Source organism: Gemmatimonas sp. (assembly GCF_044376735.1).
Lineage (GTDB): Bacteria > Gemmatimonadota > Gemmatimonadetes > Gemmatimonadales > Gemmatimonadaceae > Gemmatimonas.
Window position 1 is genome coordinate 1 of the sequence record NZ_JBILKJ010000186.1, and the last position, 4650, is coordinate 4650.

Genomic DNA, 4650 nt, shown 5'->3' on the forward strand with positions numbered 1-4650 from the left:
GCGCGTGGGCAGCTCCTGCGGGCGGTCCGCCGGGCTGAGTGCCGTGACCGTGCCGTCACCACGGACGTTCTGCTGCCACGGCAGGAAGAGCACGAGGAACAGCGTGATGAGAATACCCAGCAGCCATCGGGATACGATGCGGCTGGTGTTCGCTTCGCCCAGCAACGCCGTCGTTTCCAGCGGCAGATGCTTGAGTTCGCGTTCGATGTCGATATCGGAGTAGGCCATGACGTTCAGGCTCCCGTGGGCAAGGGCGTCTCGTGCAGCAGATTGCGGCACACTGGGTCGTCACGCAGCGTACGGAAGGGGCCTTCGCGCACGATGCGTCCCTGATCCACGACGAGGACACGGTCGAACGCGGCGAGCAATTGGGGATCGTGCGACACCGCGATCACCGTCCATGGACGGGTCCGGTCGGTGAGCAGCTTGATGATCAGCGTGCGCGACGCCGCTTCGAGGTTCTGGAAGAAGTCATCGAGCACGATGAGGCGCGGGCGCCCCACCATGCCTTGGGCCACGAGGAGCTTGCTCGCGAGGTGTGCGGGCAGGCTGCGTCCACCGTTCGTGAGCTCCGTCTGAATACCTTGCGGCAGTTGCTGGATCTCGTCCGTCAGCGCGAGGTCGTCAAGCGCTTCACGGACATCGAGCGGCGTAATGTGCGTGCGGCCCACGCTGATATTCTCCTCGACCGTACCGTCGAAGAGATCGGTCCACGAGAGCATCTGCCCGATGCGCGCGCGAAGGGCCGGTCGATCCAGATCGCGTAGCGTCACGCCATCGAAGCGAATCGTGCCATCGTAGTCATCGATGAGGCCACCGAGCAGTTTGAGCAAGGTGGACCGTCCAGAGCCATCGGAGCCCATGAGCGCCACGCGTTCGCCCGGCTCGATCTGCAGCGACACGCTGTCCACGGATGCCGAGTGCGCGGACGGATACCGATAGCGGAGATCCTTCGTCACGATGGAGACCCCGACTCCCGGCAGGTGCACCGGCGCGAGTCCGCCGCGGGCTTCGAGCGGCAGATCCGCGACATGGCCGGACTTGTCCACGCTCGTGAGCACATCATATACCGTGGCGAGGCTGGTGATCAGCTTTTCGACACCGGCGAGCACGGTCACGATCACCACTTCAGCGGCCACGAACTGGCCCAGCAGCAGCCGGTTGGTTTGCACCAAGGTCGCACCGATGATGAGCACGGCGGCGGTGATGAACGTCTTGAACCCGATCAGGGCGATCGTCTGCTTCACCAGCACGGCGAAATGCTTACGCCGGTACTTGAGATAGCCGGTGACGACGTCATCCATGCGTTCCACCGGCAGCGTCGAGTCGCCAGCGTACTTGAACGCGTGAAATGCCCGCGCGATCTCCTCGAGCCAGTGCACCGCTTTGTACTTGTACTTCGACTCGACGATCGAGGTTTCGAGCCCTTCGGGACCCGACCAGCGGATGATGATCCACAGCGCGGCGGTCACCACGATGGCGAACACCGAAAACCACGGGCTGTACAGCGTGAGAAGAATCAGGCTGAACAGAATCGTCAGCAAGGCCGTGGGCACATCGAGCAGCAGCTTCTGCACGCCTTTCTGAATCGCGATCGCTTCGAACAGGCGGTTCATCTGCTCGGGGAGATTCGACTCGAGCGAGGCCGAGTAGCGCAGCCGCGGGATGCGGAAGGCAAACTCGAGGGCCATACGCGCAAAGACCCGCTGCTGAATGCGCTCCACGACCTTGAGGATACCGATTTGCAGCACGCCGGCGGCGATCGTTCCCGAGACGACGAAGGAGATCAGCACGATGACGGGCTGCAGGTACAGCCGCCCCTGGACGATCTGGACGATGCCACCGACGGCCAGCGGAAGAATCAGGCTCAGGCCGCCGCTTAGCGTCGCGTAAAAGAAGACCGTCAGAATCTCGCGACGCTCGCGCGCAAACAGTGCCAGGGTGCGCTCGAGCGGCGAGCGTGCTTCATGGTCGTCGCCATGACTGCTCGGACCGACCGGACTGTGCGGGGACGCGTTGGAAATCGCGCTATTGGCCGGTCGGAGTGCCATCGGCGCCAGCGCCGACAGCGAGGTGGCCGCACCGAACCGCGCGATCAACGCGTCGGCGAGCGACAGCCCCTGCGTATCGATCACCTCGTCGTTGCCGTCGCGTGGCACGCGCACCGCCTGCACCCGATCGTCGGCGTCCCGGCACAAGACGATCGCGTCGTCGTTCCGCACGTCGAGCAGGACGATCGGGAGCGTGCGCTCGTCGATCGCGAGGGTGAGCGTCTCGCGGGAAATTTGCCGGTCGAGGTAGCCGATATCGACCGCACCGCCAATGGAGCGAATGCGGTTGGCCAAGGGATCGGTGGCGGACACTTGACGCGTCAGCGCGCGCCACCGCGCCTGCTCGACGTCGAGCCCGAGCTCGGCGGCGACGAGTTGATTCACACGGGTTGCTTGAGCCGACATGACCTGATGGAAAGAGCAATGGGCAAGAACGTTCCCGCGTCGCCAGAAGCGAAGCGGGTGAACGCGATGAGAGGCGGGCCTGAGTGCCTGCGCTCCCGTGAGCGATACCGCGAGCGATCAGCGGTGAGGCGGCGGAGCCCGTGTCGGCGCTGAGCCCAGCTGGTCATCGCGACGAAACGCCCGCGCGCGTACCGCGGCCCGCACGCCGCGCGGCGCGCGCGGTGCGGCGTTGAACACCATGCCCTGCATCCTGATGCCGCTCGAGAACTGCGACGACGTCGTGCGATGGGAACGGCGGTCGCCCCCGCGCTGCCACGCCGCGCGCGTCAACGCGACCGGTCGCGTTGACGCGCGGTCGCGTGGCGCGTCGTGGTTCAATGCCCGTGCCCGCCCCTCCGATGCCAGGAGGAGGCGATGCGCACCCATGCCCTGGAACGACGCGACCGGCGCGGGGCGCCAGTCCGACATCGACGCGCCGACGAGCAGTGCGCACACCACGGCCGCACAGGCCACGGTGAAGCGAAACAGGCAGATGGGACGACACGCTGCAGTCATACACGCGGTAACGGCAAAATCTCCGGTCGGGATTCAATCGAAAGCTACTCAGAATGGGTGGCAATGGGCCACCAAGGCCACTCCGTGAAACCTTCCATGAGCAGCTGCGGTACAGGGGAGGAACCTGGACTCGCATTCGGCGGTTCCGCGCACGGCTTCCACCTCCCGAACGACGCGCCTACTCATGACTCGCGTTCCCCTTCGCTCGTTCCGAGCGCCCGCTCCGTTCACGCTCGCGTCGGCGTTTGTGGTCGCCGTGCTGGCCGGACCACTCGAGGCGCAGTCCCGCGCCAACGGGGACGCGCCGTCCGGGCGTGGCTCCTTCGGCGTCCATTTCCAAGTGTCGGAACCCAAGGGCGAATTCGGCCAGAACACCGGGACCGGTTTCGGCGTCGGCGGCTACGCGCTGATGCGGCTGGATCCTAGTGCGATCACGAACCTGCGCGCTGACCTTTCGCTGCTCACGTACGGGAGCACCACGCGGCGAATTCCGCTGAGTGGAACGGGAGGCTTGGTCCAGCTCGACCTGCGGACCACCAGCAGCATCGTGTCTGTGGTCGCCGGTCCGCAGTTGCTTGGCCCCGCGGGTGCGTTCACTCCCTACGCCACGGCGCTCGGGGGCTTCTCGGTGTTTTGGACCGGCAGCGAGATTGAAGGCTCGAACAACCAGAACGCCCCGTTCGCGACCACCACCAATTCCAGCGACGCCGTGCTCGCCTACGGTGGCGCGGTGGGCAGCTATCTTCGCGTCAGTAACGGACGGCATCCGGTACGGATCGATCTCGGCGCACGCTTCCTGCGCCACGATGACGTCCGCTATCTGAACGCCGATCGCGTGCGCCAAGCGTATACAACTGATCGTCCGCCGGTTCCCATTCGAGGCCGCGCCGACTTCGTGACGTACTACCTCGGCATCAACGCCATCGCCTTCTGATACGGGGGTGGCGTCGCGCCGGCGACGCCTACCCGTCGTCGGGACGTCGGCGACGCTTGGTCTCGCTGCGCTGACGCTTTTCGGTCAGCCGCCGTTCCACGGAGCCCCGTGTTGGCCGTGTGGCCTTGCGGGGCTTTTGCACGACCAAGGCTCGCGCGACGAGCTGCACCAGCCGTTCGATCGCCGCCCGGCGGTTTTGCTGCTGACTGCGATACTCACCCGCCACGATGCGCAGCGCGCCGTCGCCATCAAGACGCGACGCCAGTCGCGCCATCACCAACGTGCGCTGCTCGTCGCGCAGCGCCCGCGTGTGGCGCACGTTCCATTGCAGCGCGATGCGGGTGGCGCTGCGGTTCACGTGCTGCCCACCGGGGCCACTGCCGGAAATGGCGGTGATCTCGAGTTCGGTCGCCGGGATCCGCACGCCCGGCACGACGTCCACATCCTCCTGCGAGGGGGTCGTCATCTCATCGCTCCGAGGGCGCGCGGCAGGGTGACGCACCGAGCGCGGTCGAGATCGCCTCGGGCGTCGGGCGAGAGGCAGAGTCCGGCGCGGCGAAGATGGCGACATACTCGGCGGGCGCCGTCTCGGTGAAGGAGAGCGGCCGGTAGCCCACGGCCTGCAGTTCACAGCGCAGTAATGCCGGCGGGGTCCCGTGTCCGAACGTTGGCCGGTCGAGATCGAGGATCACCAGTCGGCCGCCC

Annotated in this window: 4 protein-coding genes and 2 pseudogenes; 1 reads left to right on the forward strand and 5 read right to left on the reverse strand. The window is 66.2% G+C overall.

Translation table 11 applies throughout. The features are described 5' to 3' along the window. The 3 genes and pseudogenes from ACIRA7_RS15005 to ACIRA7_RS15015 all read right to left on the reverse strand — a co-directional run. Positions 1 to 228, reverse strand: a pseudogene (locus tag ACIRA7_RS15005) (hypothetical protein); the annotation flags it as partial. A gap of 5 nt (positions 229 to 233) precedes the next feature. Then, the gene (locus ACIRA7_RS15010; protein WP_396221654.1) at positions 234 to 2456 is read right to left on the reverse strand and encodes a peptidase domain-containing ABC transporter; all 2223 of its coding nucleotides are present in this window, start codon (positions 2454 to 2456) and stop codon (positions 234 to 236) included. 117 nt (positions 2457 to 2573) lie between these two features. Further along, a complete protein-coding gene (locus ACIRA7_RS15015; RefSeq protein WP_396221655.1) occupies positions 2574 to 3011 on the reverse strand; it encodes a hypothetical protein in 438 nt (145 codons plus the stop codon). Between the two features lie 184 nt (positions 3012 to 3195). On the opposite strand from ACIRA7_RS15015, the gene ACIRA7_RS15020 reads away from it, so the two are divergent. Then, positions 3196 to 3945, forward strand: a complete 750-nt coding sequence (locus ACIRA7_RS15020) for a hypothetical protein (RefSeq protein ID WP_396221656.1) — start codon at positions 3196 to 3198, stop codon at positions 3943 to 3945. A 28-nt stretch (positions 3946 to 3973) separates the two neighbouring features. On the opposite strand, the gene arfB is transcribed toward ACIRA7_RS15020, so the two are convergent. Together arfB and ACIRA7_RS15030 are read right to left on the reverse strand one after the other, a co-directional pair. Then, positions 3974 to 4411, reverse strand: a complete 438-nt coding sequence (gene arfB, locus ACIRA7_RS15025; protein WP_396221657.1) for an alternative ribosome rescue aminoacyl-tRNA hydrolase ArfB — start codon at positions 4409 to 4411, stop codon at positions 3974 to 3976. 1 nt (position 4412) lies between these two features. Beyond that, positions 4413 to 4650, reverse strand: a pseudogene (locus tag ACIRA7_RS15030) (SAM-dependent methyltransferase); the annotation flags it as partial.